The organism is Roseixanthobacter pseudopolyaromaticivorans (assembly GCF_043195145.2).
GTDB lineage: Bacteria > Pseudomonadota > Alphaproteobacteria > Rhizobiales > Xanthobacteraceae > NCEH01.
Genome location: NZ_CM195539.1, coordinates 682,557 through 708,126, shown reverse-complemented (window position 1 = coordinate 708,126; position 25,570 = coordinate 682,557). Strand labels below are relative to the sequence as shown.

The 25,570-nt window shown below is 66.8% G+C and carries 22 protein-coding genes; 8 read left to right on the top strand and 14 right to left on the bottom strand.

Translation table 11 applies throughout. The annotated features are described in order from the left end of the window. Positions 1–6: 6 nt before the first annotated feature. From V5F68_RS03300 to V5F68_RS03245, 12 genes are all read right to left on the bottom strand, one after another. Positions 7–1,170, bottom strand: a complete 1,164-nt coding sequence (locus V5F68_RS03300) for an acyl-CoA dehydrogenase family protein (RefSeq protein WP_394014476.1) — start codon at positions 1,168–1,170, stop codon at positions 7–9. 92 nt (positions 1,171–1,262) lie between these two features. Continuing rightward, positions 1,263–2,780 carry a fumarate hydratase gene (locus tag V5F68_RS03295; RefSeq protein ID WP_394014477.1) on the bottom strand — a complete coding sequence of 506 codons (1,518 nt, stop codon included), beginning with the start codon at positions 2,778–2,780 and terminating at the stop codon, positions 1,263–1,265. 60 nt (positions 2,781–2,840) lie between these two features. Next, the gene (locus V5F68_RS03290) at positions 2,841–3,590 is read right to left on the bottom strand and encodes an SDR family oxidoreductase (RefSeq protein WP_394014478.1); all 750 of its coding nucleotides are present in this window, start codon (positions 3,588–3,590) and stop codon (positions 2,841–2,843) included. 11 nt (positions 3,591–3,601) lie between these two features. Further along, positions 3,602–5,071 carry an aldehyde dehydrogenase family protein gene (locus V5F68_RS03285; RefSeq protein ID WP_394014479.1) on the bottom strand — a complete coding sequence of 490 codons (1,470 nt, stop codon included), beginning with the start codon at positions 5,069–5,071 and terminating at the stop codon, positions 3,602–3,604. Continuing rightward, on the bottom strand, positions 5,068–5,745 hold the full coding sequence (locus tag V5F68_RS03280) for an ABC transporter ATP-binding protein (protein WP_394014480.1): 678 nt from the start codon (positions 5,743–5,745) through the stop codon (positions 5,068–5,070). Before V5F68_RS03280 ends, V5F68_RS03285 begins: the two co-directional genes overlap by 4 nt. 3 nt (positions 5,746–5,748) lie before the next feature. Beyond that, positions 5,749–6,522, bottom strand: coding sequence for an ABC transporter ATP-binding protein (locus tag V5F68_RS03275; RefSeq protein ID WP_394014481.1), 774 nt, complete (start codon positions 6,520–6,522; stop codon positions 5,749–5,751). After that, positions 6,519–7,511: a branched-chain amino acid ABC transporter permease gene (locus V5F68_RS03270; protein ID WP_394014482.1), complete on the bottom strand. Its 993-nt coding sequence runs from the start codon at positions 7,509–7,511 to the stop codon at positions 6,519–6,521. The genes V5F68_RS03275 and V5F68_RS03270 overlap by 4 nt, the downstream gene beginning before the upstream one ends. A gap of 2 nt (positions 7,512–7,513) precedes the next feature. Beyond that, on the bottom strand, positions 7,514–8,419 hold the full coding sequence (locus V5F68_RS03265) for a branched-chain amino acid ABC transporter permease (protein WP_394014483.1): 906 nt from the start codon (positions 8,417–8,419) through the stop codon (positions 7,514–7,516). A 137-nt stretch (positions 8,420–8,556) separates the two neighbouring features. Further along, positions 8,557–9,846: an ABC transporter substrate-binding protein gene (locus V5F68_RS03260; RefSeq protein ID WP_394014484.1), complete on the bottom strand. Its 1,290-nt coding sequence runs from the start codon at positions 9,844–9,846 to the stop codon at positions 8,557–8,559. Positions 9,847–9,979: 133 nt separating this feature from the next. Next, complete coding sequence (locus tag V5F68_RS03255; protein WP_348847063.1) at positions 9,980–10,936, bottom strand: LysR family transcriptional regulator; 957 nt, start codon at positions 10,934–10,936, stop codon at positions 9,980–9,982. Positions 10,937–11,001: 65 nt separating this feature from the next. Beyond that, positions 11,002–11,688, bottom strand: coding sequence for a class I SAM-dependent methyltransferase (locus V5F68_RS03250; RefSeq protein ID WP_394014485.1), 687 nt, complete (start codon positions 11,686–11,688; stop codon positions 11,002–11,004). 24 nt (positions 11,689–11,712) lie between these two features. Then, on the bottom strand, positions 11,713–12,852 hold the full coding sequence (locus tag V5F68_RS03245) for a CaiB/BaiF CoA transferase family protein (RefSeq protein WP_394014486.1): 1,140 nt from the start codon (positions 12,850–12,852) through the stop codon (positions 11,713–11,715). A gap of 307 nt (positions 12,853–13,159) precedes the next feature. Here V5F68_RS03245 and V5F68_RS03240 point away from each other — a divergent pair, with 307 nt between their 5' ends. The 7 genes from V5F68_RS03240 to V5F68_RS03210 all read left to right on the top strand — a co-directional run bounded on the left by V5F68_RS03240 (position 13,160) and on the right by V5F68_RS03210 (position 21,767). Next, complete coding sequence (locus tag V5F68_RS03240) at positions 13,160–13,990, top strand: HpcH/HpaI aldolase/citrate lyase family protein (RefSeq protein ID WP_394014487.1); 831 nt, start codon at positions 13,160–13,162, stop codon at positions 13,988–13,990. Beyond that, positions 13,987–15,357, top strand: a complete 1,371-nt coding sequence (locus V5F68_RS03235; RefSeq protein WP_394014488.1) for an MmgE/PrpD family protein — start codon at positions 13,987–13,989, stop codon at positions 15,355–15,357. The genes V5F68_RS03240 and V5F68_RS03235 overlap by 4 nt, the downstream gene beginning before the upstream one ends. Before the next feature lie 231 nt (positions 15,358–15,588). After that, positions 15,589–17,364 (top strand): glyoxylate carboligase, encoded by a 1,776-nt coding sequence (gene gcl / locus V5F68_RS03230; RefSeq protein WP_394014489.1) that lies wholly within the window; start codon positions 15,589–15,591, stop codon positions 17,362–17,364. A 271-nt stretch (positions 17,365–17,635) separates the two neighbouring features. After that, complete coding sequence (gene hyi / locus V5F68_RS03225; RefSeq protein ID WP_394014490.1) at positions 17,636–18,412, top strand: hydroxypyruvate isomerase; 777 nt, start codon at positions 17,636–17,638, stop codon at positions 18,410–18,412. Between the two features lie 93 nt (positions 18,413–18,505). Continuing rightward, positions 18,506–19,384 (top strand): 2-hydroxy-3-oxopropionate reductase, encoded by an 879-nt coding sequence (gene glxR, locus V5F68_RS03220; protein WP_348847070.1) that lies wholly within the window; start codon positions 18,506–18,508, stop codon positions 19,382–19,384. 203 nt (positions 19,385–19,587) lie between these two features. Then, on the top strand, positions 19,588–21,057 hold the full coding sequence (pyk, locus tag V5F68_RS03215) for a pyruvate kinase (protein ID WP_394014491.1): 1,470 nt from the start codon (positions 19,588–19,590) through the stop codon (positions 21,055–21,057). A 227-nt stretch (positions 21,058–21,284) separates the two neighbouring features. Beyond that, positions 21,285–21,767, top strand: a complete 483-nt coding sequence (locus V5F68_RS03210; RefSeq protein ID WP_394014492.1) for a CYTH domain-containing protein — start codon at positions 21,285–21,287, stop codon at positions 21,765–21,767. A 37-nt stretch (positions 21,768–21,804) separates the two neighbouring features. Here the strand turns inward: V5F68_RS03210 and V5F68_RS03205 are convergent, their stop codons facing one another. Beyond that, positions 21,805–22,746, bottom strand: coding sequence for a uracil-DNA glycosylase (locus V5F68_RS03205; RefSeq protein ID WP_394014493.1), 942 nt, complete (start codon positions 22,744–22,746; stop codon positions 21,805–21,807). Between the two features lie 268 nt (positions 22,747–23,014). On the opposite strand from V5F68_RS03205, the gene V5F68_RS03200 reads away from it, so the two are divergent. Next, positions 23,015–24,688: an electron transfer flavoprotein-ubiquinone oxidoreductase gene (locus V5F68_RS03200; protein ID WP_394014494.1), complete on the top strand. Its 1,674-nt coding sequence runs from the start codon at positions 23,015–23,017 to the stop codon at positions 24,686–24,688. Positions 24,689–24,754: 66 nt separating this feature from the next. On the opposite strand, the gene V5F68_RS03195 is transcribed toward V5F68_RS03200, so the two are convergent. Continuing rightward, the gene (locus V5F68_RS03195) at positions 24,755–25,558 is read right to left on the bottom strand and encodes a bestrophin-like domain (protein ID WP_394014495.1); all 804 of its coding nucleotides are present in this window, start codon (positions 25,556–25,558) and stop codon (positions 24,755–24,757) included. Positions 25,559–25,570: the final 12 nt, after the last annotated feature.

The window sequence follows — 25,570 nt, the reverse complement described above, 5'->3', positions numbered from 1 at the left end:
TCGACCTCAATAGGAGCGCGGCATGCCGAGCACATGCTCGGCGATATAGCTCAGGATGAGATTGGTGGAGATGGGCGCCACCTGATACAGGCGCGTCTCGCGGAACTTGCGCTCCACATCGTATTCCTCGGCGAAGCCGAAGCCGCCATGGGTCTGCACGCAGGCTTCCGCCGCCGCCCAGGAGGCATCCGCGGCCAGCATCTTGGCCATATTGGCCTGCTCGCCGCAGTCAAGGCCGGCCTCGAAGCGCTCGGCCGCCTTGTGCACCATCAATTCCGCCGCGCGCATCTGGGCATAGGCCTTGGCGATGGGAAACTGGATGCCCTGGTTCTGGCCGATGGGCCGGCCGAACACCACGCGCTCCTTGGCATAGGCGGTGGCCTTCTCGATGAACCATTTGGCATCGCCCACGCATTCCGAGGCGATGAGGATGCGCTCGGCATTCATGCCCGACAGGATGTAGCGGAAGCCCTTGCCCTCCTCGCCGATGAGGTTTTCGGCGGGAATGCGCACATTGTCGAAGAACACTTCGGTGGTGGAATGGTTCATCATTGCCCGGATCGGACGGATGGTGAGGCCGGCGTTGCGCGCTTCGCGCATGTCAAGGATGAACACCGAGAGGCCGTCGGTGCGTTTCTTCACCTGATCCTTCGGCGTGGTGCGGGCGAGCAGCAGCATCAAATCGGAATATTCCGCCCGCGAGGTCCACACCTTCTGCCCGTTGACCACATAATGGTCGCCGCGCTTCTCCGCGAAGGTCTTGATGGAGGAGGTATCCGTGCCCGAGGTCGGCTCGGTGACGCCGAACGCCTGGAGGCGCAGTTCACCCGATGCGATCTTCGGCAGATAGGCCTGCTTCTGCGCTTCATTGCCGTGCCGCAGCAGCGCGCCCATGATGTACATCTGGGCGTGGCAGGCGCCACCGTTGCACCCTGCCCGCTGCACTTCCTCCAAGATGGCGGCTGCGGCGGACAGGGGCAGGCCGGCCCCGCCATAGGCTTCCGGTATCAGGGCGGACAGGAAGCCCGACTGGGTCAGCGCAGTCACGAACTCGGACGGATACGCCGCCTCGCGGTCGAGACGGCGCCAATATTCGCCGGGAAAGCCTGCGCAGAGCTTGCGCACCGCATCGCGAATATCGGCGAATGTTTCCTCGTCCTGACCCTGCATGAACCAACTCCAAAGCAAACCGTCCTCCTCCCTAGCAAGGGATGAGGCCATCTTGGAAAGTGATAAAAGTGATTGCCCCGTGAGGGTAAAAGTTATGCCAGTTCCGCGATCCGGGACCGCCACAGCGCCGGCCCCAGCGCATGCACCGATTGCCCGGCGCTATCCACCGCCACCGTCACCGGCATGTCCTCCACCACGAATTCGTGGATCGCCTCCATGCCGAGGTCGGCGAACGCAAGCACCCGCGCGCTCTTGATCGCCTTGGACACCAGATAAGCCGCCCCGCCGATGGCGATCAGATAGGCCGCCTTGTGTCGGGCGATGGCCTCGATCGCGACCGGCCCGCGCTCGGCCTTGCCGATCATGGCGATGAGCCCGGTGCCGGCGAGGATCTCCTCGGTGAAGCCGTCCATGCGGGTGGAAGTGGTGGGGCCGGCCGGGCCGACCGCCTCCTCGCGCACCGCGTCCACCGGGCCGACATAATAGATCACCCGGTCCTTCAGGCTCACCGGCAAGGGTTCGCCGGCGCGCAGCATCTGCGACAGGCGCGCGTGGGCGGCGTCGCGCCCGGTGAGCATGCGCCCGTTCAGCAGAAGCTTCTCGCCGATGCGCCAGGAGGCGACCTCCGCGCGGGTGAGCGTATCGAGATCCACCCGCCGCGCGGCGGCGCTCGTCTGGTCCAGCACGATCTGCGGCCAGGCGGACAGGTCCGGCGGGTCGAGCTTCACCGGGCCGGAGCCGTCGAGCACGATGGTGGCATGGCGGTTGGCGGCGCATTGGGGGATCAGCGCCACGGGCTTGGAGGCCGCATGGGTGGGGAAGGTGGCGATCTTCACATCCACCACGGTGGTCAGCCCGCCGAGCCCCTGGGCGCCGATGCCGAGCGCATTCACCTTTTGGTACAGCTCGATGCGCAACTCCTCTTCCCGGCTCGCCGGTCCGCGCGCGAGGAGCTGCGTCATGTCGATGGGTTCGAGCAGGGATTCCTTGGCCAGCAGCATGGCCTTTTCCGCGCTGCCGCCGATGCCGATGCCGAGCATGCCGGGCGGGCACCAGCCGGCGCCCAGCTCCGGCACCGTCTTCAGCACCCAGTCCACCACCGAGGCGGAGGGATTGAGTGTGGCGAAGCGCGCCTTGTTCTCCGAGCCGCCGCCCTTCGCCGCCAGCGAAATCTCCACCGTGCCGCCGGGCACCAGTTCCACATGCACCACGGCGGGCGCGTTGTCGCGGGTGTTGCGGCGGGCGAACAGCGGGTCCTCCACCATGGAGGCGCGCAGCGGATTGTCCGCGTCCAGATAGGCGCGGCGCACGCCTTCGTTGATGAGGTCGGCCAGCGAACGCTCGGTATTGAAGCGCACGTCCATGCCCACCTTCACGAACGCCACCACCAGCCCGGTATCCTGGCAGATGGGGCGATGGCCGAGCGCGGCCATGCGCGAATTCACCAGGATCTGCGCGATGGCGTCCTTCGCCGCGGGGGATTCCTCGCGCGCATGGGCCTGCGCGAGATGGACGATGTAATCGGCGGGATGAAAATAGGAGATGTATTGCAAAGCGTCGGCGACGCTCGCGACCACATCCTCCTCGGCGATGACGACGCTCGCTCTCATGGCATCACCTTTCCGGCCGCGGGATCGCGGACACGGCGCAAGCCGCGCCCGCGATTTAGATCAGATGGTGCGCCCGCCATCCACTTCCAGGATCACGCCGGTGATGAACTCGGCTTCGTCCGACGCCAGATAGAGGCAGGCGTTGGCGATGTCCTTCGGCTCGGAGAGCCGGCCGAGCGGAATGGTGGAGATGAAGCGGGCGCGGTTCTCCGGCGTGTCCGGCATGCCCATGAAGCTCTCCAGCAGCGCGGTCGCGCCCATCACCGGGGCCACGCAGTTCACGCGCACCTTCTGCGGGGCGAGTTCCACCGCCAGCGAGCGGGTGAGCAGGTTCACCGCGCCCTTCGAGCCGTTGTACCAGGTGAGGCCGGGACGCGGGCGGATGCCGGCGGTGGAGCCGATGTTCACCACCACGCCGCCGCCGGCGGCCGCCATGCCCGGCACCACCGCATTGATCATGTGGAAGATCGACTTCACATTGATCGCATAGACGCGGTCGAACTCCTCCTCACTCACTTCGAGCAGGGGCTTGTTGCGATGGGTCCAGCCGGCATTGTTGATGACGATGTCGAGCTTGCCGCCGTGGGCGATGGCGGCTTTCACGCCGGCCTCGATATCAGCCTTCTTCGTGACGTCGCCCTGCACCGCAGTGGCGGCGGCGCCGATCTCCTGGGCGACCTTCGCCGCGCCGTCCCCGTTCAGGTCCAGGATGGTGACCTTCGCGCCCTCGCGGGCGAACAGGCGGGCGATCTCCGCGCCGAAGCCGGAGGCCGCCCCCGTGACGAGGGCGGATTTACCTTGCAGCCGCATGTGCCGTTTCCTCAATCGTGCTTGATGATCATGGTCTTGAGGGTCGAGAACTCGTACAGGGCCTCGAACCCCTTCTCGCGGCCGTGGCCGGATTTCTTCATGCCGCCGAACGGCAGCTCGATGCCGCCGCCGGCGCCATAGGCATTCACATAGACCTGCCCCGCCTTGACCTTGCGGGCGACCCGCATGGCGCGCGAGCCGTCGCGCGACCACACGCCGGCCATGAGGCCGAAATCGGTGCCGTTGGCGAGCGCCACCGCATCCGCCTCGTCGTCGAACGGCAGCATGGACAGCACCGGGCCGAACACTTCCTGCGTGGCCAACTCGTTGGCGCGCGGCACCGGGCCGTAGATGCGCGGCGTCACGTAGAAGCCGCCCTCCGGAACGCCCTCGGCGATGCCGCCCTGCGCCAGAACTGGCACGCCCTTTTCCTGGGCGCGGGCGAAGAAGCCTTCCACGCGCTCTTTCTGCTTGGCGTTGATCACCGGGCCGAGGTCGAGGTCCATCTCCGGGGTGCCGGCGCGCAGCTTGGAGAAGCGCTCGGCGACGCGGGCGACCACCTCCTCATAGGCGCTGCGCTCCACCAGCAGGCGCGAGCCGGCCGAGCAGGTCTGGCCGGCATTCTGCACCACCGTGTTCACGATCACCGGGATCGCCACGTCGAGGTCGGTATCGCCGAACAGCACGTGGGGCGACTTGCCGCCCAGCTCCAGCGTGCAGCCGATGTGGTTGCGCGCGGCGGCGGTCTGGATCAGCACGCCCACTTCCGGGCTGCCGGTGAAGGCGATGAAGTCGATGTCGCGATGGGCCGAGAGCGCCGCGCCCGCCTCCTCGCCGAGGCCGGGAACGATATTGATGGCGCCTTCCGGGAAGCCCACGCCGGCTGCAAGCTCGGCGATGCGCAGCGGGGTCAGGCAGGCGTCCTCGGCCGGCTTGATGACCGTGGCATTGCCCACCGCCAGCGCCGGGCCGATGGTGCGGCCGAACATCTGGGCGGGATAGTTCCAGGGAATGATGTGTCCCGTCACGCCGAAGCGCTCGCGCTCGGTGGCGACGAAATAGCCGTTCAGGAACGGAATCGTCTCGCCGTGCAGCTTGTCGGCGGCGCCGCCGTAGAATTCGAAATAGCGGGCGGCGGCCACCATGTCGGCCCGCGCCTGCTTCATGGGCTTGCCGGTGTCGCGCGCTTCCAGCAGCGCCAGTTCCTCCGCGTGATCGGCGATGGCGATGCCGAGCTTCACCAGCAGGCGGCCGCGCTCGGTGGCCGAAAGCCGGCCCCAGGCGCCCTCTTCCACCGCCGCGCGCGCGGCCTTCACCGCCGCGTCCACGTCCGGCGCCGTGCCGGCGGCGATCTCGGCGAACACCTTGCCGTCGGCCGGGGCATAGACCGGAACGGTGCGGCCGGACGCTGCGGGGCGCCAGGCATTGTTGATGAAGACGCCTTTTGCGGCGGCGACCGGGGCGGGGGTTTGCGCGTTCATGCGGGCAGTCCTTCGTTGCGCACATCCTGGGCGATCTCGCCGCGCTCGACGGTGATGATCCGCTCGGCGAAGCTGCGCAGGAGGTGGGGGTTGGATTCGGTGATCACGAGCGCGAGGCTCGGTTCGGCATCGCGCAGGCGCCGCAGCGCCTCCGCGTAGCGATTGGCGAGAACCGGGGCGAGGCCCTGGAACGGCTCGTCCAGCAGCACCAGGCGGGTCGCCAGCATGAGCGCGCGCGCGAGCGCCACCATCTTGCCCTGCCCGCCGGAAACCGAGCCGGCGGGGCGGCGGGCCATCTCCCGCAATTCCGGCAGGATGTCGTAGACCCGGTCCAGCCGGCGCTTGGTCTCGGCGGTCGAGAGCTTGGCCACCTGCGCCGGCAGCAGGATGTTTTCCTCCACCGTGAAGCGCGAGAACAGGCGCCGGTCCTCCGGCGCATAGCCGATGCCGAGGCCGGGGCGGCGGAAATCCGCCACCGTATTGAGATCGGCGCCGTCGAACTGAAGCCGGCCGGTATTCTTGGTGAAGCCCATGATGGTGCGCAGCGTGGTGGTCTTGCCGGCGCCGTTGCGGCCGACGAAGGCCACCGCCTCGCCCTCCCCCACCTTAAACGAGACGCCGCGCAGCACCGGCACGGTGCCGAAGGAGACGCAGATGTTTTCAAGCAGCAGCATGGCTCAGACTCCGATCACCGTGCGGATGACCTCGGGGTCTTCCAGGACCTCCTTCGGCGGTCCGGCGCGCTTGATCTTGCCGGTGCTCCACACCGCCACGCGATTGGCATAGCGCTGCACCATGTCCATGTCGTGCTCCACGAACACCGAGGAAACCTTGGCCTTGGCGAGCGCCGCCACCAGGATTTCCATGACCTCGAACTTGTCCGCCGAGGCGACGCCGGAGGTCGGCTCGTCCATCAGCAGGAGCTGCGGCTTCAGGGCGAGCGCGACGGCGATGTCCACCAGCTTGCGATGGCCTTCCGGCAGGTCGCCTGCGCGCTTGTCCTTGTATTGGGCGCAGTCCACCAGCTCGAGCAGGGCGATCATCTCGTCGCGCTCGGCGATGCCGGAGAGCGGCTTGAGCAGGTTCCAGCGCTTCTGCCGCACGGCGGCGGCGAGCAGCATGTTTTCCAGCACCGTATGGTCGGAGAACAATTGCGGGATCTGGAACGCACGGGCGATGCCGAGGCGCGTGATGGTGCGCGGCGGCTGGGCGGTGATCTCCCGTGCGTTGAACCGCACGCTGCCCGCCAGCGGCCGCAGATAGCCGGTGCAGATGTTGAGGAAGGTGGTCTTGCCGGCGCCGTTCGGGCCGATGATGGCAAGGTTCTCGCCCTCATAGACATCGAGGTCGATGCCGTCGGCCGCGACCACGCCGCCGAAGCGGATCTCGATGCCGCGTGCTTCCAGCAGGATGCGGGGCGCCGCCGCCGCGCTGTGAGGGGCGCCGCTCATTTCATGCTCTCCAGTTCCGCGCTCTCCAGGGCATTCGCGTGGGTCGCACGCGCCGCCGCCCGGCGTTGCGCGATGGTCTCGAACACGCCGACGATGCCCGTGGGCGCCTTGAGGATGATGGCCAGCAGCACGAAGCCGAGGATCAATTGCCAGCTGTCCGCCACGAACGCCGCCGCATAGGTGCGGATCGCCTCATAGACGAAGGTGCCGGTAAGCGCCCCGGCGACGTGGCCGACCCCGCCGAGGATCGCGATGAACACGAATTCGGAGGACCGCGTCCAATAGGTGTATTCGGGCGTCGCGATGCCCTGGATCAGGCCGAGCCCAGCCCCACCGATGCCGCACAGCACCGCCGAGATCACATAGCCCACCAGCAGCACCGAACGCGCCGAGAGGCCGATATATTCCAGCCGCGTCTCGTTGGTCTTGATGGCCTTGAGCGCCTGGCCGAGCGGGCTCTTCAGGTAGCGCCAGACGAGATAGGCCCCGGCAAGCGCCAGAACCAGCATCACGTAATAGAGCAGCAGGTCGAACTGCGCGCGATCGAACGCGAAGCCGAACAGGGTCGGCCGGCGGATGCGCAGGCCGTCCGATCCGCCGGTCAGGTGGAAGAACTTCTCCAGGATCGAATAGAGCACCATGGAGAAGGCGAGGTTCAGCATGCCGAAGAAAATGTAGCGGTAGCGCACCACGAACAGGCCCACGACCAGGCCGAGCACCAGCGAGGTGCCGACGCTCGCCACCAGCAGCAGGGCGAGATCGCCGCCCCCGCCCATGGCGCGGCCGAGGAAGGCGGCGGTATAGGCGCCGGTGGCGAAGAACATGCCGTGGCCGAACGACACCTGCCCCGCCTGCAGCAGCAGGATGATGCCCAGCACGGCGAGGCTCTTGGCATAGACGATGGCGAGGAAGGTCAGCGAAGAGAGCGCGAACAGCGGCACCAGGGCCAGCAGGATCGCGAGCGCGATCAGGGAAAGACGGGCGGCCATGGTCAGATCTTCCTAACGGCGGTGGCGCCGAACAGGCCGCTCGGCCGCACGATGAGCACGAGCACCATGAGGATGTAGGGCACCAGCACCTCGAATTCGGGGGCGATGTAGACGGCGAGCGAGCGGCCGAGGCCGATCATCAGCGCCGCCACCGCCGCGCCCTCGATCTGGCCGAGGCCGGCGGTCGCGGCCACGGCGAAGGAGAGCACGATCATCTCCGCGCCCATGCCGGGGATCAGCGAGGTGGTGGGCGCGGCCACCGCGCCGCCCAGCGCCGCAAGCGTCGCGCCGACGATGAAGGTGAGGAAATAGACCCTCTGCGCATCGATTCCGATCGCGCGGGCGGCTTCGCGGTCCTCGGTCACGGCCATGATCTGCGCGCCGGCATTGGTGTGCCGCAGGAAGAACCGCAGGCCGAGCAGCACCGCCAGCGCGAGCAGCGGCAGGAACAGGGTCTGGTAGGCGGTGTAATTGATGCCCACCAGCGAGACGTTGCCGAGCAATTGCAGCGGCTCCGACATGAAATAGGGCTGCACGCCCCAGATCAGGCGCTGGATATTCTCCAGCATCATGAAGACCGCGAAGGTGACCAGGATCTGGAGCACGTGCTCCTTGTCGTAGATGCGCTGGAGCAGCAGCTTTTCCATCAGCCCGCCCAGCACGGCGCCGACCAGGATGGCGGCCACGAACAGCGCCGGGAAGGTCAGCCAGGGGCTGAACCCCATCTTCACCAGCGCCAGGCCGATGCTGACGGCCATATAGGCGCCGAGCGCATAGAAGCTGCCGTGGGCGATGTTGAGCACGCCCAGCACGCCGAAGATGAAGGTCAGGCCCACCGCCACCAGGAACACCAGGGAGGCATAGGCCACGCCGTCGGAGACGGCGAGGATCAAGGTATCTAGGGACATCTCAACTTTCCGCGGAAACGGCACCGGCGCACCGGCGCGCTCCGTCCTGGCCTAAGGCGTGCGGGCCGCACCCGCGCGGGAGCATGCAAGCGGCCGGACCCGTCCGCCGATGGCGGAGGGCCCGGCAGGTCGTGGGATCAGTGCTTGAAGGTGTCGACCTGCATCTGGATCAGGTCCGGCTTCAGGGTCTTGATCCAGGCGTCCGTGGTCTCGCCGACCGGCGGCATGAGCTTGCTGGCCGAGAAGATCATCATCTTGTCCATGACGTCGAACGGATATTCGGGGACACGCACGGTGGTGCCGATGAGCTGGTCCTCGACGCCCTGGCCGTCGGCGCGGATTTCGACCGGCCGGCCGAACGCCTGGAACTTCAGGCCCGGCATGGCCTTGGCCACCTGCTCCTTGGTGGGCCACTTGCCGCCGTTCGCCGCCACCGCCTTGGCATAGACCGCATCAAGCGCGGCGAAGGCCTGGGCCATGTGGAACACCGAATAGATCGGGTAATGGCCGGTCTTGGCCTTGAAGGCATCGACGAAGGCCTTGAACTTGGGCTCGCCCTTCATCTCCGGATGCAGGAAGTAATGGTCGCCGCGCCCGCCCACGATCACGCCTTCCGGCAGATCGGTGCCGAGCCGCTCGAGCGAGGATTCGGCCAGCGGCAGCACGAATTGCGATTGGGCGAACAGGCCGCGCTGGTTGGCCTGGCGCACGAAGGTGTCGAGATCGCCGCCCCAGGAGGTGGAGAGGATCACGTCCGGCTTCAGCGCCAGCAGGCGGGAGACTTCGGTGGAGAAGTCGGCCGCGCCGAACTTGGGGAAGAATTCCGCCACCACCTTCACGTCGGGCTTCAGCACCTTCAGCGCGCCGGAGAAGATGGCCCAGCTGTCGCGGCCCCAGGCATAATCCTGATTCACCACCGCCACCGTCTTGAAGTCCGGCTTCACCTTCAGCAGATAGATAAGCGGGGCGAGGGTCTCGGGGGTGGCGTTGGCCTGGGTGCGGAAGACATAATTATACTTGTCGTCTTCAAGAATGCGCTGGGTGCCGCAATCCCACATGAAGTTGAGAACCTTCAGGTCCTCGGCGAGCGGGGCAACCTTGTTGCAGACGCCGGAGGAGATGGACGCGAACATCACGTCCACCTTGGTGTCCTGAACCAGGCGGCGATATTCGGTCATCAGCGTTTCGATGCCGGCGCCTTCGTCGATGAAGTAGAGCTTCACCGGCACGCCCTGGATGCCGCCGCGCTTGTTGATGTCCTCGGCAAGCAATTCGGCGGCGTCGCGCGCGGGCACGCCGAACACCGAGGCGGAGCCCGAATTATAAGTGGTGATACCGATGCGCAGTTCGCTCGGCTTTTCCTGTGCGAGGGCGGGCACGAGGCCCAGCAAACTGAAGGTCGCTGCCGCGATTATCCGGCGAAACATGTGCGGCTTTCCTCCTGATGCCCGCATGATGCGGTGATTATTCTTCGGCCCGTGAACCGAGCCGGGCGCATCTTGCTGGGCGGCCGCGCCATCTCAAAAGACTATTTTGAACTGGTTCCTATATTAAAAAGAGCTAGCGCTCGGAATCCGCGTCGTCGGCCAAGGTGGCGCTCCAGGCGCCTTCCTTTACGAGGCGGATCAAGGTGGCATGGGCCAGGGAATCGATGGCGCGCACGGCGTTGGAGAGCGGCCGGTCGCTGGGCCGCACGATGTGCAGGTCGCGCGTCAGCACCGGCGTTCCCATGGGCCATGCGATGAGACGCCCTTCCTCCACCTCCCGCTTCACGGCGGCGGCCGGAAGGATGGCATAGCCGAGCCCGCCTTCCACCAGCAGCTTGATCTGGCCATAGGTATCGATGTCGATGACAGTGCTCAGCAGCACCCCTTCCGACATGGCCCGCTCCTCGATGAGATCGCGCAGGCCGTGGCCGGGGCTCGGCAGGATGAGCGTGAGGCCCGACACCTGCTCGAACGGCACCGGCCCGCCGGCGGGATGGGTCTCGCCCTCCGGCGGCACGATGGGCCCGATCAGGCACAGGTCTTCCGACAGCACGCGATGGGCGATGAGGCCCCGGTCGTTGACCGTGCGATACAGCACGCCGAGATCGATCTTGCCGTCGCGCAGCCAGTCCAACACGAAGCCGCTCATCGCCTCGGCGACGCGCAGCTTCACCTTCGGATAGCGCCGGCGCGCCTCGCTGATGAGCGGCACGCACAGCATCTGGCTGATGGTGCCGGGCATGCCGAAACGCACCTCGCCGGCGGGCTCCGCCTGCCCGCCCTTCACCGCCTCGCGCGCCACTTCCATCTGGCCGATGATCAGACGCGCGTGCCGCAGCAGGGTTTCCCCGGCTTCCGTCGGGCGCACGCCCTGGGGGCTGCGAAACAGCAGTTCCAGGCCGAGATCCAGCTCCATGTTGCGCACATGCTGGCTGAGCGCCGGCTGGGCGACGCGCAGGCGATGGGCGGCCTTGGAGAACGAGCCCATCTCCACGATGGTGGTGAAATAGCGAAGCTGGCGCAGGTCCACGATCGGCGTCTTCCCTGAGGGTCAGAAGCCGGAATTATACGCAAAGACCCGCGAAGAAGGGAAATCTATGGGGCGGCAAAGCCCAGCCGGTGCGCCCGGTGCGGCTGCACCAGCCGGAAGCCCTCGCCCTCCGGCACCGCATTGGTGCGGAACAAAGCGTCGAGTTCCCCGCGCTTGGCCACCGTGGTCGGCGCGCGGGCCGGGTCCACCTCCACCAGCTTGGCGATGAAGGCATCGAGGCCGGAGAATTTGCGCGGGTCGTCATATTCCACGCATTCGATGATGCGCAGCCCGTCCCGCTCCACCGCGTCCAGGGCGGCCTGCGCCTGCGCGCGGATTTCGGTCTCGTCCTCCACCGGCAGCATGGAGAGGAAGAAGGTGCCGGCGGCCAGCGGCTCGATCACCACCACGTTGCCGCCGCTGACCCGCGCCGCCTCGCGCAGCGCCGCCGCCATCACCGCCTGCGGCACGTGGTGCAGGCTGTTGAGAAACACCGCCGCGCCGAATGCCGCGTCGGCGAACGGCAGATCCTGTGCGCCCGCCTGCTCGAACCGCGCCTTGGGCACCGTCTGCCGGGCCACGGCGATCGCGTCCGCCTGCGGGTCGATGCCCGTCACCTCGGCGCCGCGGGCGCTGAGGGCGCGGGCGAGCGCGCCGGTGCCGCAGCCCACATCCAGCACCTTTAGCCCCGCGACAGGATCGAGCCAGCGCTCCAGGAGGCCGAGCGCATTGCCGGTGGGCCGAATGGTCATGAAGGTCTTCCCTGCTTGTTTGCCTCAGGCGGACGCCGGCACGGGCGCGAAGTCGGCCCGCACCGCTTCGGTGTGGGCGCCGAGCCCCGGCACCGCGCGGAATTCCGCCGGCTTGCCGTCCACCACCGCTCCGGGCGCCAGGCAGCGCACGGGGCCGGTGGGCGTTTCCACTTCCACATAGCGGTTTTGGGGATGGGCCGCGACATCTTCCAGCGTGCTCACCCGCCCATAGGCGACACGCGCCCGCTCCAGCCGCTCCACGGCTTCGACGCGGGTTAGCGTTGAGAAGACCGCGTTGATGGCATCGTCCAGCGCCGGGCGGGCGGCGACGCGATTGTTGTTGCTGTCGAAGCGCGGATCGGCGGCGATGGCGGCATCGCCCAGCACCTCGGCGCAGAACATCTGCCATTCGCGCTCGTTCTGGATCGAGAACAGCACCGCCTTGCCATCGGCGCAGGTATAGGCGCCATAGGGCGCGATGGTGGGATGGTTGAGCCCCGCCCGCTCCGGCACCTTCCCGCCATAGACATATTGAAGGTAGGGCACGTTCATCCAGTCGGAGAGCGCGTGATAGAGCGACACCGCGATATGCTGGCCGAGGCCGGTGCGTTCGCGGGCATAGAGCGCCTGCATCACCGCCTGAAGCGCCGTCATGCCGGCGGCGATGTCGCACACCGAGACGCCGACGCGCGCCGAGCCGTGTTCATTGCCGGTGATCGAGGACAGCCCCGTCTCCGCCTGCACCAGCAGGTCATAGGCCTTCAGATCGCGATAGGGCCCCTCGTCGCCATAGCCCGAGATGGAGCAGGTGATGAGGCGGGGATTTGCCGCCCGCAAATCCGCGGGCGCAAAACCCAGCCGGTCGATGGCGCCGGGGGCGAGGTTCTGGATGAAGATGTCCGCCTGCGCCACCATGGCCCGCAGCACCGCCAGGTCGTCCGCATTCTTCAGGTCAAGGCAGATGGATTCCTTGCCCCGGTTCAGCCAGACGAAATAGGCGCTCTCGCCATGGACCAGGGAATCGTAATTGCGGGCGAAATCCCCCTCCGGCCGCTCGATCTTGATGACCCGCGCGCCGGCATCCGCGAGGCGGCAGGACAGATAGGGAGCGGCCACCGCCTGCTCCACGGAGACGACAAGGAGGCCTTCGAGATCGTTCTGCATCGGGACCGGAAAAGTTCGAGGGGCCGTCGCGGCCGGCGCGCACGCGCCGTGCGGATCGCACAGGCCGCGACACTCGCCCTAAAGTCGGTCAGAGCACAAATACGCATCTGGCCTAGGAGACATATGCAAAACATATAGCGCGGCTCCGGCACGGCGCGTCGCCTGCCGATGGCGAGATCCTGCCGGATGCCGGGCGGCGCGCGGCGGGCCATAGGTCTTTGCTATGAGAGGGCAAGCAAATCGCTATTTGCACCCGCCCTTGCGCTCGGCACTGTGCGGCTTCTCTTGTTCTGACCCAGGGCCGTTCATGTCCTCCTCGCTGTTCGACGCGCGTCTCGTGGTCCTGTTCGTTCCCGGCGACCGCCCGGAGCGCTTCGGCAAGGCGCTGGCCGCCGGCGCCGATGCCATCATCCTCGACCTGGAGGACGCGGTTGCGGTGGCCGAGAAGCCCCGGGCGCGCGACGCCATCGCCGCCGGCTTCCCGTCCGGCGGCGGGCCGATCTTCCTGCGCGTCAATCCCGTCGGGACCCCCTGGCATGCCGAGGACCTCGCCCTGGCGCGGCGCCTGCCGCTCGCCGGGCTGGTCCTGCCCAAGGCCGAGAGCGTCGCCGACATCCCCGATCTCGGCGACGTGCCGGTGATGGCGCTGGTGGAAAGCGCGCGCGGCATCGCCAATGCCCGCGCCATCGCCGCCGCCCCGCAGGTGCGCCGGCTGGCGTTCGGCTCCATCGATTTCGCCGCCGACATCGGCTCCTCCCACACCAATGACGCGCTGCTCGCGGCGCGCAGCGAACTGGTGCTGGCCTCGCGCCTCGCCGGCCTTGCCGGGCCGCTCGATGGCGTCACCGCCGGGTTCGACGATGCCGCCTTGTGCGAGCGGGACGCGGCGTATGCCGCAAGCCTCGGCTGCGCCGGCAAGCTGTGCATCCATCCCCGCCAGATCGCCCCCGTCATCAAGGGGTTCGCGCCCTCGGAAGCGGAACTCGCCTGGGCGACCCGCGTGCTGGCGGCATCGTCCGCCGGCGGCGCGGCGGTGAAGGTGGATGGCGCCATGGTGGACACGCCGGTGCGCCTGCGGGCCGAGGGCATTCTGGCCCGCGCGCAGGGCACGCCGACGCTTCAGGGAGATTCCAAATGAGCGACGAAACCAACATCCTCGCCCGCTATGCCGCCACCCTCGCCTTCGCCGACATTCCCGACGAGGTGGTCGCGCGGGCCGAGCGGCTGGTGCTCGATTTCTTCGGCAATATCGCGCGCGGGGGAGCGGATGCGGATTCCAGCGCCAGCGTGCGCGCCATGCTCGCCCGGCTCGGCCTCGATGGTCCCGGCGCCTGCACGGTGGTGGGCGCACCGCGCACCTATGCCCCGGCTGTCGCCGCCCTGCTGAACGGCGTCTATGGGCATTCGCTGGATTTCGACGACACCCATGCGGAATCCTCGCTCCATCCGAGCGCGCCGGTGGTCTCCGCCGCGTTCGCGGCCGCCGAGATGACCGGCGCCAGCGGGCGCGACTTCATCACCGCCGTGATCGCCGGCTATGAAGTGTGCTGCCGGCTCGGCGTCGCGCTCGATCCCACCGTGCATTACGCGCGCGGCTTCCACCCCACCGCCACCGCCGGCACGTTCGGCGCGGCGGCCGCCGCCGGCAAGCTGCTGGGGCTCGATGCCGAGCGCATCGCCTGCGCCTTCGGCGTTGCGGCGAGCCAGGCGGCGGGGTCGCTGCAATTCCTGGTCAACGGCGCCTGGAACAAGCGCTACCAGGTGGGCGCGGCGGCCATGAACGGGCTGATCGCCGCCACCCTTTCAGCCGAGGGCTTCAAGGGCGCGTCGGAGGCGATCGAGGGCAAGCACGGATTCCTGCACGGCTATAGCGACGGCGCCGACCCGGCCAAGGCGGTGCGCGACCTCGGCACCGTGTACGAGACCATGAAGATCGGGCTCAAGCCGTATCCGAGCTGCCGCTACACCCACGCCGCCCTCGACGGACTGCTGGCGCTACGCACCGCGCACAATCTCACCGCCGCCGACATCGTGAAGGTCCGCGTGGGCCTGCATCCCAATGGCATCACGCTCACCGGCGCGCCGCTCGCGGAGAAGCGGCGGGCGCGCACGGTGGTGGACGGGCAATTCTCCATGCCCTTCACCGCCGCCGTCGCGCTCGACCAGGGCGCGTTCGGCTGGGACGATTACGACCGCCTCGGCGATCCCGCCCTTGAGGCGCTGTGCGACCGCATCGACGTGGAGGCCGATTCCGCCCTGGAAGGCCGCGCCCATCCCTTCGGCGCCCTCCTTACCGTGACCACCACCGGCGGGACGTTCAAGCTGGATATTCCCGACCCCTCGGGCGAGCCGGACCTGTTCCCGGCGGACGCGGCGCTGGGCGCCAAGTTCAGCACGCTGGTGAAGCCGGTGCTCGGGGATAAGACCCCGGATCTCGCGCGCAGCCTGCTGCAGAGCACGGATATCGCGGACATGGCGCAGGTGGCGGCCCTCGCCCGCGCCTGAGGCGGATCATCCGCGCCGCCGCCCAAGGCACGGCGCGTGGCGGCCCGACGCGGGCCGCCACGCTACGGAAAAGCCTTTCGCAGCGCACATGCTGCAGCGCCAAACTATTCAGCCGACACGGCTTTTTCCCGATCTTTGCCTTTTCGGCATCAATGTCGTTCCATATCTTCGATAGTGGAACGAAATCCAGAGGAGTATCCAGAGGGCAATTCAGAAACAGGGAGGGACACCATGCCCCGCATGCGTGCCATAGACGCCGCCGTCCGCGTTCTCGAGAAGGAAGGCATCACCTGCGCCTTCGGCGTTCCGGGTGCGGCGATCAACCCGCTTTACTCCGCCATGAAGCTGCGCGGCTCCATCCGCCACGTGCTGGCGCGCCATGTGGAAGGCGCCTCGCATATGGCAGAGGGCTATACCCGCGCGGTCGCCGGCAATATCGGCGTGTGCATCGGCACCTCCGGCCCCGCCGGCACCGACATGATCACCGGCCTCTATTCCGCCTCGGCGGATTCGATCCCGATCCTGTGCATCACCGGCCAGGCGCCCCGCGCCCGCCTCTATAAGGAAGACTTCCAGGCGGTGGACATCGAATCCATCGCCAAGCCGGTCACCAAATGGGCCGTCACCGTGCGCGAGCCGGCGCTGGTGCCCATGGTGTTCCAGCAGGCCTTCCACGTCATGCGCTCCGGCCGCCCCGGCCCGGTGCTGATCGACCTGCCCATCGACGTGCAGCTCGCCGAGATCGAATTCGACGAAAGCACCTATGAGCCCCTGCCCGTCTACAAGCCCAAGGCCACCCGCGCCCAGGCCGAGAAGGGCCTCGAATTCCTGCTCTCGTCCGAGCGCCCGCTGATCGTCGCCGGCGGCGGCATCATCAATGCGGACGCCTCCGACCTGCTGGTGGAACTGGCCGAAGTCACCGGCGTGCCGGTCATCCCCACCCTCATGGGCTGGGGCACCATTCCCGACGACCACCCGCTGATGGCCGGCATGTGCGGCCTGCAGACCTCGCATCGCTACGGCAATGCGAACATGCTGGCCTCCGACTTCGTGCTCGGCATCGGCAACCGCTGGGCGAACCGCCACACCGGCTCGGTCGAGGTCTACACCAAGGGCCGCAAGTTCGTGCACGTGGACATCGAGCCGACCCAGATCGGCCGCGTGTTCGGGCCGGATTTCGGCATCGTCTCCGACGCCAAGGCGGCGCTGGCGCTGTTCGTCGAGATCGCCAAGGAATGGAAGGCGGCGGGCAAGCTGCCCGACTTCTCCAAATGGGCGGACGAATGCCTCATGCGCAAGCAGACCATGCTGCGCAAGTCGCACTTCGATAGCGTGCCGCTGAAGCCGCAGCGCGTCTATGAGGAGATGAACGAGGCGCTCGGCCGCGATGTCACCTATGTCACCACCATCGGCCTGTCGCAGATCGCCGGCGCGCAGTTCCTGAACGTCTACAATCCGCGCCACTGGATCAATTGCGGCCAGGCCGGCCCGCTCGGCTGGACCCTTCCCGCCGCCCTCGGCGTGCGCGCCGCCCGGCCGGATGCCAAGATCGTCGCGCTCTCGGGCGATTACGACTTCCAGTTCCTGATCGAGGAACTGGCGGTGGGCGCGCAGCACAAGCTGCCCTATCTGCACGTGGTGGTGAACAATTCCTACCTCGGGCTGATCCGCCAGGCGCAGCGCGGCTTCGAGATGGATTTCGAGGTTTCGCTCTCCTTCGACAACATCAATTCGGAAGAGATCGGCGCCTATGGCGTGGATCACGTGGCGGTGGCCGAGGGCCTCGGCTGCAAGGCGATCCGCGTGCGCACGCCGAACGAGTTCAAGGATGCCTTCATCAATGCCGAGAAGCTGATGCAGGAGCATCAGGTGCCGGTGGTGCTGGAATTCATCCTGGAGCGCGTCACCAACATCGCCATGGGCGTTGAAATCGACAAGATCAACGAGTTCGAGGAAATCCTCGACGTGCCCGTGGAACAGGTGCGGCAGGTTGAGCCGGCCGAGTGATCTGCTAAAGCTTTGCTCCGCCCTGCCGTAGCCGGTTCCCTCCGGCTGCGTGCAGTGGCGGCGCGATGTCGTCGGCACCGGACCCGTCCGGGCGCCGCGGCGATCGCTCACAAGGGGATCGCCGCCTCGCCCAGCTGCCCCTGCAACGGGGGCCGGCATGCGCGACGGCCATGTCCGCCGATGAAGCACCAACCCGAAGCGGAGCTTGCCCGCCGCCGGGGGAGTTGAGCGCAAACGTCCAAAAGGCCAGGCTAAGCCAGCGGAGAGGTGAATGCCCAAACTCGCAGCGAATCTCACAATGCTCTGGAACGAGCTTGATTTCACCGAACGCTTCGCCAAGGCGGCGTCGGTGGGCTTCAAGGGCGTGGAGTATCTGTTTCCCTACGCTTATCCCGCCGAGCAGCTCGCCGAGAAGCTCAAGGAGAACGGCCTGACCCAGGCGCTCCACAACCTGCCCGCCGGCGACTGGGCGAAGGGCGAGCGCGGCATCGCCGTGCTGCCGGACCGGGTCGGCGAATTCCAGGACAGCGTCGGCAAGGGCATCGAATATGCCAAGGTGCTGGGCACGCAGACGCTGAACGTGCTGGTGGGTCTCACCCCCAAGGACGTGCCGGCCGAGAAGGTGCACGAGACCCTGGTGTCGAACCTCAAGTTCGCGGCGGCGGAACTCAAGAAGGCGGGCATCCCGTTCGTGGCGGAAGCCATCAACACCCGCGACATTCCCGGCTTCTACCTCACCAACACCAAGCAGGCGCTGTCGCTGTTCGATGAGGTCGGCGCGGACGACATCTTCTTCCAGTACGACATCTACCACATGCAGATCATGGAGGGCGATCTCGTCCCCACGATCCGCGCCAACCTGCCTCGCATCAAGCACATCCAGCTGGCGGACAATCCCGGTCGCGGCGAGCCGGGCACGGGCGAGATCAATTATCCGTTCGTGCTGAAAGCCATCGACGAGGCCGGCTACACCGGCTGGATCGGCTGCGAATACAAGCCCAAGACCACCACCGATGACGGCATCGGCTGGATCAAGGATTACCAGTAAGCCCTCCGCAGGCCGGGCATCCTCGGCTCCGGCCGCAAGTCAAACACCCCTGCCCCGCCCGGCGGGGGTGAAACCAATCCAGGAGATACGCACATGAACGTGGGTTTCATCGGTCTCGGCATCATGGGCACCCCCATGGCCGGCCACCTTGTCGATGCCGGGCACAAGCTGTTCGTCTATGACGTGTTCAAGATCCCCGCCGAAATCACCGACAAGGGCGCGACCGCCGTTGCTTCCTCTGCGGAAGTGGCGAAGAATTCCGACATCATCATCCTCATGGTGCCCGATACGCCGCACGTAGACGAAGCCCTGTTTGGCAAGGGCGGCGTCGCCGAAGGCCTCAGCGCCGGCAAGATCGTGGTCGACATGAGCTCCATCTCGCCGGTGGAGACCAAGAAGTTCGCCGAGAAGATCAATGCGCTCGGCTGCGATTACCTCGACGCCCCGGTCTCCGGCGGCGACGTGGGCGCCAAGGCCGCCTCCCTCACCATCATGGTCGGCGGCCCCGAGGCCGCCTTCGAGAAGGTGAAGCCGCTGTTCGAGAAGATGGGCAAGAACATCACCCTGGTCGGCGGCAACGGCGACGGGCAGACCACCAAGGTCGCGAACCAGATCATCGTCGCCCTCACCATCGAGGCGGTGAGCGAGGCTCTGCTGTTCGCCTCCAAGGCAGGCGCCGACCCGGCCAAGGTGCGCCAGGCGCTGATGGGCGGCTTCGCCAATTCGCGCATCCTGGAAGTGCATGGCGAGCGCATCGTGAAGCGCAATTTCGCCCCCGGCTTCCGCATCGAGCTGCACCAGAAGGACCTGAACCTGGCGCTGTCCTCGGCGCGGGCGCTGCAGATCGCGCTGCCCAACACCGCCACCGCGCAGGAACTGTTCAATGCAGTCGCGGCCCGTGGCGGCGGCAAGCTGGACCATTCCGCCATGGTGCAGGCGCTGGAACTGCTGGCCAATCACGACGTCGCCTGAAAATGGCCAAGCTTAGCCGAAAGTCATAGAACTTTCGGCTAAGCCCGTTATGTAAAAACGATCCCCCGGCCAATCGGGGCTGGCCCAAAGAGGCCGTCGCCGCAAAGGCGATGGCCTCGCCCAAATGCTTCAGAAGCCGCAGCCAGCGGACGGAAACAGATCAGCGGGCGGCAAACCGCACGCATCATCGGGAGGAGACGAGAATGTCGACGAAGCGCGCGCGTGCCACCAAGATCGTGGCGACCGTCGGGCCCGCCTCCAACAGCCCGGAAAAGCTGAAGGAATTGTTCCTGGCGGGCGTTGACGTGTTCCGCCTCAACTTCAGCCATGGCACCCAGGAAAACCACGGCGAGGTGCTCGCCCGCATCCGCGCGCTGGAGCAGGAGGTCGGCCGCCCCATCGGCGTCATCGCCGATCTTCAAGGCCCGAAGCTGCGCCTCGGCAAGTTCGCCGACAACGCCATCACCTTCGCGCCCGGCAAGGTTCTGCGCTTCGATGCCGATGTGGCGACGCTGGGCGATGAGAACCGCGTGCCGATCCCCCATCCCGACATCATCGAGGCGCTGGTCATCGGCTCCACCGTGCTGTGCGACGACGGCAAGGTGCGGCTCAAGGTGGTGGCCAAGGGGCCGGGCTGGCTGGATGCTCAGGTCATCAGCGGCACGCGGCTTTCCAACAACAAGGGCTTCAACATTCCCGACGTGGTCCTGCCGCTTTCTCCGCTGACGGAGAAGGACCGCAAGGACCTGGATTTCGCCTGCAATCTCGGCGTCGAGTGGATCGCGCTCTCGTTCGTGCAGCGCCCCGACGACATCCACGAGGCGCGCGCGCTGATTGGTGATCGCGGCGCCGCCATCATGCTGAAGATGGAGAAGCCGGCGGCGGTGGAACATCTCACCGAGCTGGTGAAGCTCTCCGACTCGATCATGGTGGCCCGCGGCGACCTTGGCGTCGAACTCTCCCTGCCCGAGATCCCGGCGATCCAGAAGCGCATGATCGCGGAATCCCGCCGCTACGGAAAGCCGGTGATCGTTGCGACCCAGATGCTGGAGAGCATGATCACTGCCCCCGTGCCCACCCGCGCGGAAGTCTCCGATGTCGCCACCGCCGTCTATGAGGGCGCGGATTGCGTGATGCTCTCGGCCGAGAGCGCGGCCGGTCAGTATCCGGTCGAAGCGGTCTCCTTCATGGACGACATCATCCGCCACGTGGAGCGCGACCCCGGCTATCGCCAGACGCTCGACGCCACCCAGGCGGAATGGGGCAAGACCATCGGCGATGCGGTGACGAAGGCGACCTACCAGACCGCCATCGCTGTGGATGCCTCCGCTTTGGTCGCCTACACCCTCTCCGGCACCACGGCCCTGCGCGCCGCGCGCGAGCGCCCGCCCATGCCGATCCTCGGCATCACCACCAGCCTGGAAACCGCCCGCCGGCTTGCGCTCTCCTACGGCGTGCACGCGGTGCATGTGGAAGAGGATATCCACTCGTTTGGCGAGATGGTGGACACGGCCGTGCGGATCGCGGTGGAAGAGGATCTCGGCACCCCCGGCGATCGCCTCGCCATCACAGCGGGCGTGCCGTTCGCCAAGCCCGGCACCACCAACATCATGCGCGTGACGACAATCGGCGACACCAACCCGCCGAGCAAGTTCGACGGCGTACAGGGTTGACGCGTGCGGCCGGGTGGCGCGCCGCGCGCCCGGCCTGCAATCCTTACGTGCTCTTGAACAAGAATAAACCCTGAGCACGCATCGCGATCAAAGGATTTTGTCGCATAAATTAGTCAAAGCGCGCCATTTTGGACGCAGGTCTTCGCCTGCGCGCGATCCGAATGCTTTTGCCATAGCGTCTTCGATTGAGATGGGCGAGAGTTCGCCGTCGCCAATCAGGATCGCGCATGCCCGTCGAAGTCGAACGGAAGTTTTTGGTGACCTCCGACGCTTGGCGCAAGGATGCGCGCGGCGCACGCTTCTCCCAAGGGTATTTGTGCATCGGCGCCGAATGCACGGTGCGCATCCGCCGCGCCGGCGAGAAGGCCTTCATTACCGTGAAGGGCCGCACCGAAGGCATGTCCCGAGCCGAATTCGAGTATGAAATCCCGCTCGACCATGCGGAGCTGATGCTCGCCGAGCAATGCATGAAGCCGCTGATCGAGAAGACCCGCTACGAGGTGGACTTCGCCGGCAAGGTCTGGACCGTCGACGTGTTCGAGGCCGAGAACCAGGGCCTCGTCGTGGCCGAGATCGAACTGTCCCATCCGGCGGAAGATGTCGCCCTTCCCCCCTGGATCGGCGAGGAAGTGACGGACGATCCGCGCTATCGCAATTCCTCGCTGGTCACCGCGCCGATCACCGGCTCCTACGAATCCTCGGACCTCTGAGCCCCGCGCCGGCCCCAGCCGCCGGCTAGGCTCTGCCTCAGCCGGTTTTCGCATTGTCCTTCGCCAATAAGGCTTCCACCGCCAGCAGGTCCCGCCACACCAGCCGCTTGCCCAGCGGGGTGCGCAGGAGATAGGCGGGGTGGAACGTGGGAAGCGCGCGGATGACGCGGGTGCCGGTATCGTAATCCACCAGCCGCCCGCGCATCTTGGTGATGCCCTCGCTCACCGCCAGCAGCGCCTGTGCCGACGGGCCGCCGAGGCAGACCAGGATATCCGGATCCACCAATTGGATCTGGCGGCGGATGAACGGCAGGCAGATGGCAGTTTCCTGGGGCGTCGGCGTGCGGTTTCCCGGCGGCCGCCAGGGAATGACGTTTGCGATATAGGCGCTGGTCCGGTCGAGGCCGATGGCGCCGAGCATCAGATCCAGCAGCCGGCCCGAGCGGCCGACGAAGGGCAAGCCCTGCTCGTCCTCGTCGCGGCCCGGCGCCTCGCCCACGAACATGATGCGGGCCTGAGGATTGCCGTCGGCGAACACCATGCGGGTGGCGGTGCGCTTCAACGGGCAGCCGTCGAACACCTCCATGATGGCGCGCAGGTCGTCCAGCGTCGCCGCCGCGTGCGCCATGTCCCGCGCGGCCATCTCCGCCATGTCCGGCGGGGCGGCCGAGAGCGTCGGCACCGGGGGCAGATGGCCGCTGGCGCCAGCGCCGGCTTTTGCGGGCACCGGTGCGGAGGCGGCGTGTAGGGAGTTCCCCTGGGCGGAGCCGGCTTGCGCCGGCGAAGCCGGGCGGGCGGGGGCGCTGTTTCCCGAAGCACCACGGTTCGGCGCGCCTTGCGCCCGTGCGGCGGCTGCCGCCTGCGCGGCCGCGCTTTCGGCGAAGCGGTCCACGGGCGTTTCGCCGACGGCCACATCCACCCCCGCCTCCACATGGAAGGCCAGAATGTCGCGCCAATCGTCGAGCGAAGAGGAATCCATGGGCATCCGCTGGAATGAGATCCACCCAGGATAAAGCGGAACGGGCGCGGAGGGAACGCAATGATCGGGCGCGCCGCATTTCCCGGCCGGATATGGCCCTCCCGCACGCGGATACGGCGGGCGGAAGAACCGGCGTCGCCTGGAGCCCTTCTGGAGGCACGGGGAAATCCCCCTGCGCGAAGCTGACGCGTGCACGAGCGAATTGTCAGATGGCTTCAACCGTGGAAGAACTCCAAGGATAAAAGGCTAACGTATGCGGGAGCGATCGATGAGCGAGGCGGAACTGCCGGAACGCGAAGGCATGGACTACGACGTGGTCGTCGTCGGGGCAGGTCCGGCCGGTCTTGCCACGGCCATTCGCCTGAAGCAGCTCTCGGCCGAGCGCGGCGAGGACATCTCCGTCGTGGTGGTGGAGAAGGGCTCGGAAGTCGGCGCGCACATCCTCTCCGGCGCGGTCGTGGACCCGGTGGGGCTCGATCTGTTGTTCCCCGACTGGCGCACGGAAGCCGATGCGCCCCTGGTGACGCCGGTCACCGAGGATCATTTCTACCTGCTCGGCCCGGCCGGCGGGGTAAAGCTGCCCAATTTCACCATGCCGCCGCTGATGAACAACCACGGCAATTATGTCGGCTCGCTTGGCAATGTCTGCCGCTGGCTGGCGCAGAAGGCGGAAGCGCTCGGCGTCGAGATCTATCCCGGCTTCGCCGCCGACGAGATTCTCTATGACGACAAGGGCGCCGTGGTGGGCATCGCCACCGGCGACATGGGCGTGGACAAGCACGGCAAGCCCAAGGGCGAGTTCACCCGCGGCATGGAATTGCGTGGCCGCTACACCGTGTTCGCGGAAGGCGCGCGTGGCCATCTCACCAAGCAATTGATCGCGAAGTACGCCCTCGATGCCGGCAAGGAGCCGGGCAAATACGGCATCGGGCTGAAGGAATTGTGGAAGGTGAAGAAGGAAAAGCACCAGCCCGGCCTAGTGCAGCATGCCTTCGGCTGGCCGCTCGGCAATTCCACCGGCGGCGGAGCGTTCCTCTATCACATGGAGGATGAGCAGGTGATGGTGGGCTTCGTGGTCCACCTCAATTACCAGAACCCCTATCTTTCCCCGTTCGACGAATTCCAGCGCTTCAAGACCCATCCCACCTTCCGCGACACCTTCGAGGGCGGAAAGCGCATCTCCTATGGCGCGCGCGCCATCACCGAGGGCGGGTATCAGAGCGTGCCGAAGCTTTCCTTCCCCGGCGGTGTGCTGGTGGGCTGCGCGGCCGGGTTCGTGAACGTGCCGCGCATCAAGGGCAGCCACAATGCGGTGCTCTCCGGCATTCTCGCCGCCGACCATCTCGCCCCGGTGCTGGCCGAAGGGCGCAGCCACGACGAGCTGATCACCTATGAGAATGCCTGGCGCTCCTCGGCCATCGGCGCGGACCTGAAGAAGGTGCGCAACGTGAAGCCGCTGTGGTCCAGGTTCGGCACCTTCATCGGCATCGGCCTCGGCGCGGTGGACATGTGGACCAACACCTTCGGCTTCTCCTTCTTCGGCACGCTGAAGCACGGCAAGACCGACGCGGCGAGCCTGAAGCCGGCGGCGCAGTGCAAGAAGATCGCCTATCCCAAGCCGGACGGCGTGCTGACGTTCGACAAATTGTCCTCGGTCTTCATCTCCAACACCAATCACGAGGAGGACCAGCAGGTCCATCTGGTGGTGAAGGACATGGCGCTGCAGAAATCTTCCGAGCACGACATCTACGCCGGCCCGTCCAACCGATATTGCCCCGCCGGCGTCTATGAGTGGATCGAGGAGGGCGCGGACGCGCCGCGCTTCCAGATCAACGCGCAGAACTGCGTCCACTGCAAGACCTGCGACATCAAGGACCCGAACCAGAACATCACCTGGACCGCCCCGGAAGGCGGCGGCGGGCCGAACTATCCTAATATGTGAGGACGGGAACGGGGCGGGGCTTCCCCCCGCCGCGGCCTGGATGCGGCGCGCGCCCCGGGGTGCGCGTCAGCCTGGCTGCGCCGCAGGCGTGAGCGGCGCCGGGCAGGGCTCGGCCTCCATGCGATGGAGCAGCCGCACCAGCGGCCCCGGCGAAACCTGGATCAGGCCGTCGAACGGCTCGCCCATCTCGATCACCAGGAAGATGGCGGCGGAAATCGCGATCATCGCGAGCACATGCCCCACCGCCACCAACGGATTGCGCGGCGCGAACACCCCGAGATACAGGAAGATCAGCGAAAACCAGCAGATCACCACGGCGATGAAGATCGTGGGGGTCGCGGTGCGCGCGAGGCCCGAGACTTTCCAGCGGTATTCGACCAGCTGATGGGCGAACGCGAGCAGCGACAGACGCGCCTGCGTCTGACTTTCCGTGGCGGGCACAAGCGCCCGAACCTGCGAATCGAACCGCAGGATCACCTTCAGGGCGGACCCTTCGGTGCGCACCTGCCAGAAATCGGCGTTGTTCTGCCAGGTCTCGGCCAGCAGCTGCTGGCCATATTCCTGCAAGGTGTGGCGCAGATCACAGGCGGCCGGGCCGTAATTGAGCAGGTCCAGGTCCGTCAACTGGATGCTCGCGGCGTATTTCTGCACGTCCGAATAGGCTTCGCTGTAATTGTAGCGCGCCGAATTGACCATCAGGCCCAACAACAGGGCGGACATGGTGGAAACCATCGCCATGCTCGCCTTCAGGCTCATGATGGAGCCTTCTCCAAGCCAGGCCTCGGGCAGCCGCTTTGCCAGCACGCTGCCCGCACCCGCGGCCAGGAGCATCACGGCGAATGCGGCGACGATCGAGATCCAGATATCCATAGGTTCCCCATC

Bases quoted from the DNA above. Each gene is read 5' to 3' on its own strand.
- V5F68_RS03300 (WP_394014476.1), bottom strand. From the start codon at position 1,170: ATGCAGGGTCAGGACGAGGAAACATTCGCCGATATTCGCGATGCGGTG.
- V5F68_RS03295 (WP_394014477.1), bottom strand. From the start codon at position 2,780: ATGAGAGCGAGCGTCGTCATCGCCGAGGAGGATGTGGTCGCGAGCGTC.
- V5F68_RS03290 (WP_394014478.1), bottom strand. From the start codon at position 3,590: ATGCGGCTGCAAGGTAAATCCGCCCTCGTCACGGGGGCGGCCTCCGGC.
- V5F68_RS03285 (WP_394014479.1), bottom strand. From the start codon at position 5,071: ATGAACGCGCAAACCCCCGCCCCGGTCGCCGCCGCAAAAGGCGTCTTC.
- V5F68_RS03280 (WP_394014480.1), bottom strand. From the start codon at position 5,745: ATGCTGCTGCTTGAAAACATCTGCGTCTCCTTCGGCACCGTGCCGGTG.
- V5F68_RS03275 (WP_394014481.1), bottom strand. From the start codon at position 6,522: ATGAGCGGCGCCCCTCACAGCGCGGCGGCGGCGCCCCGCATCCTGCTG.
- V5F68_RS03270 (WP_394014482.1), bottom strand. From the start codon at position 7,511: ATGGCCGCCCGTCTTTCCCTGATCGCGCTCGCGATCCTGCTGGCCCTG.
- V5F68_RS03265 (WP_394014483.1), bottom strand. From the start codon at position 8,419: ATGTCCCTAGATACCTTGATCCTCGCCGTCTCCGACGGCGTGGCCTAT.
- V5F68_RS03260 (WP_394014484.1), bottom strand. From the start codon at position 9,846: ATGTTTCGCCGGATAATCGCGGCAGCGACCTTCAGTTTGCTGGGCCTC.
- V5F68_RS03250 (WP_394014485.1), bottom strand. From the start codon at position 11,688: ATGACCATTCGGCCCACCGGCAATGCGCTCGGCCTCCTGGAGCGCTGG.
- V5F68_RS03245 (WP_394014486.1), bottom strand. From the start codon at position 12,852: ATGCAGAACGATCTCGAAGGCCTCCTTGTCGTCTCCGTGGAGCAGGCG.
- V5F68_RS03240 (WP_394014487.1), top strand. From the start codon at position 13,160: ATGTCCTCCTCGCTGTTCGACGCGCGTCTCGTGGTCCTGTTCGTTCCC.
- V5F68_RS03235 (WP_394014488.1), top strand. From the start codon at position 13,987: ATGAGCGACGAAACCAACATCCTCGCCCGCTATGCCGCCACCCTCGCC.
- gcl (WP_394014489.1), top strand. From the start codon at position 15,589: ATGCCCCGCATGCGTGCCATAGACGCCGCCGTCCGCGTTCTCGAGAAG.
- hyi (WP_394014490.1), top strand. From the start codon at position 17,636: ATGCCCAAACTCGCAGCGAATCTCACAATGCTCTGGAACGAGCTTGAT.
- glxR (WP_348847070.1), top strand. From the start codon at position 18,506: ATGAACGTGGGTTTCATCGGTCTCGGCATCATGGGCACCCCCATGGCC.
- pyk (WP_394014491.1), top strand. From the start codon at position 19,588: ATGTCGACGAAGCGCGCGCGTGCCACCAAGATCGTGGCGACCGTCGGG.
- V5F68_RS03210 (WP_394014492.1), top strand. From the start codon at position 21,285: ATGCCCGTCGAAGTCGAACGGAAGTTTTTGGTGACCTCCGACGCTTGG.
- V5F68_RS03205 (WP_394014493.1), bottom strand. From the start codon at position 22,746: ATGGATTCCTCTTCGCTCGACGATTGGCGCGACATTCTGGCCTTCCAT.
- V5F68_RS03200 (WP_394014494.1), top strand. From the start codon at position 23,015: ATGAGCGAGGCGGAACTGCCGGAACGCGAAGGCATGGACTACGACGTG.
- V5F68_RS03195 (WP_394014495.1), bottom strand. From the start codon at position 25,558: ATGGATATCTGGATCTCGATCGTCGCCGCATTCGCCGTGATGCTCCTG.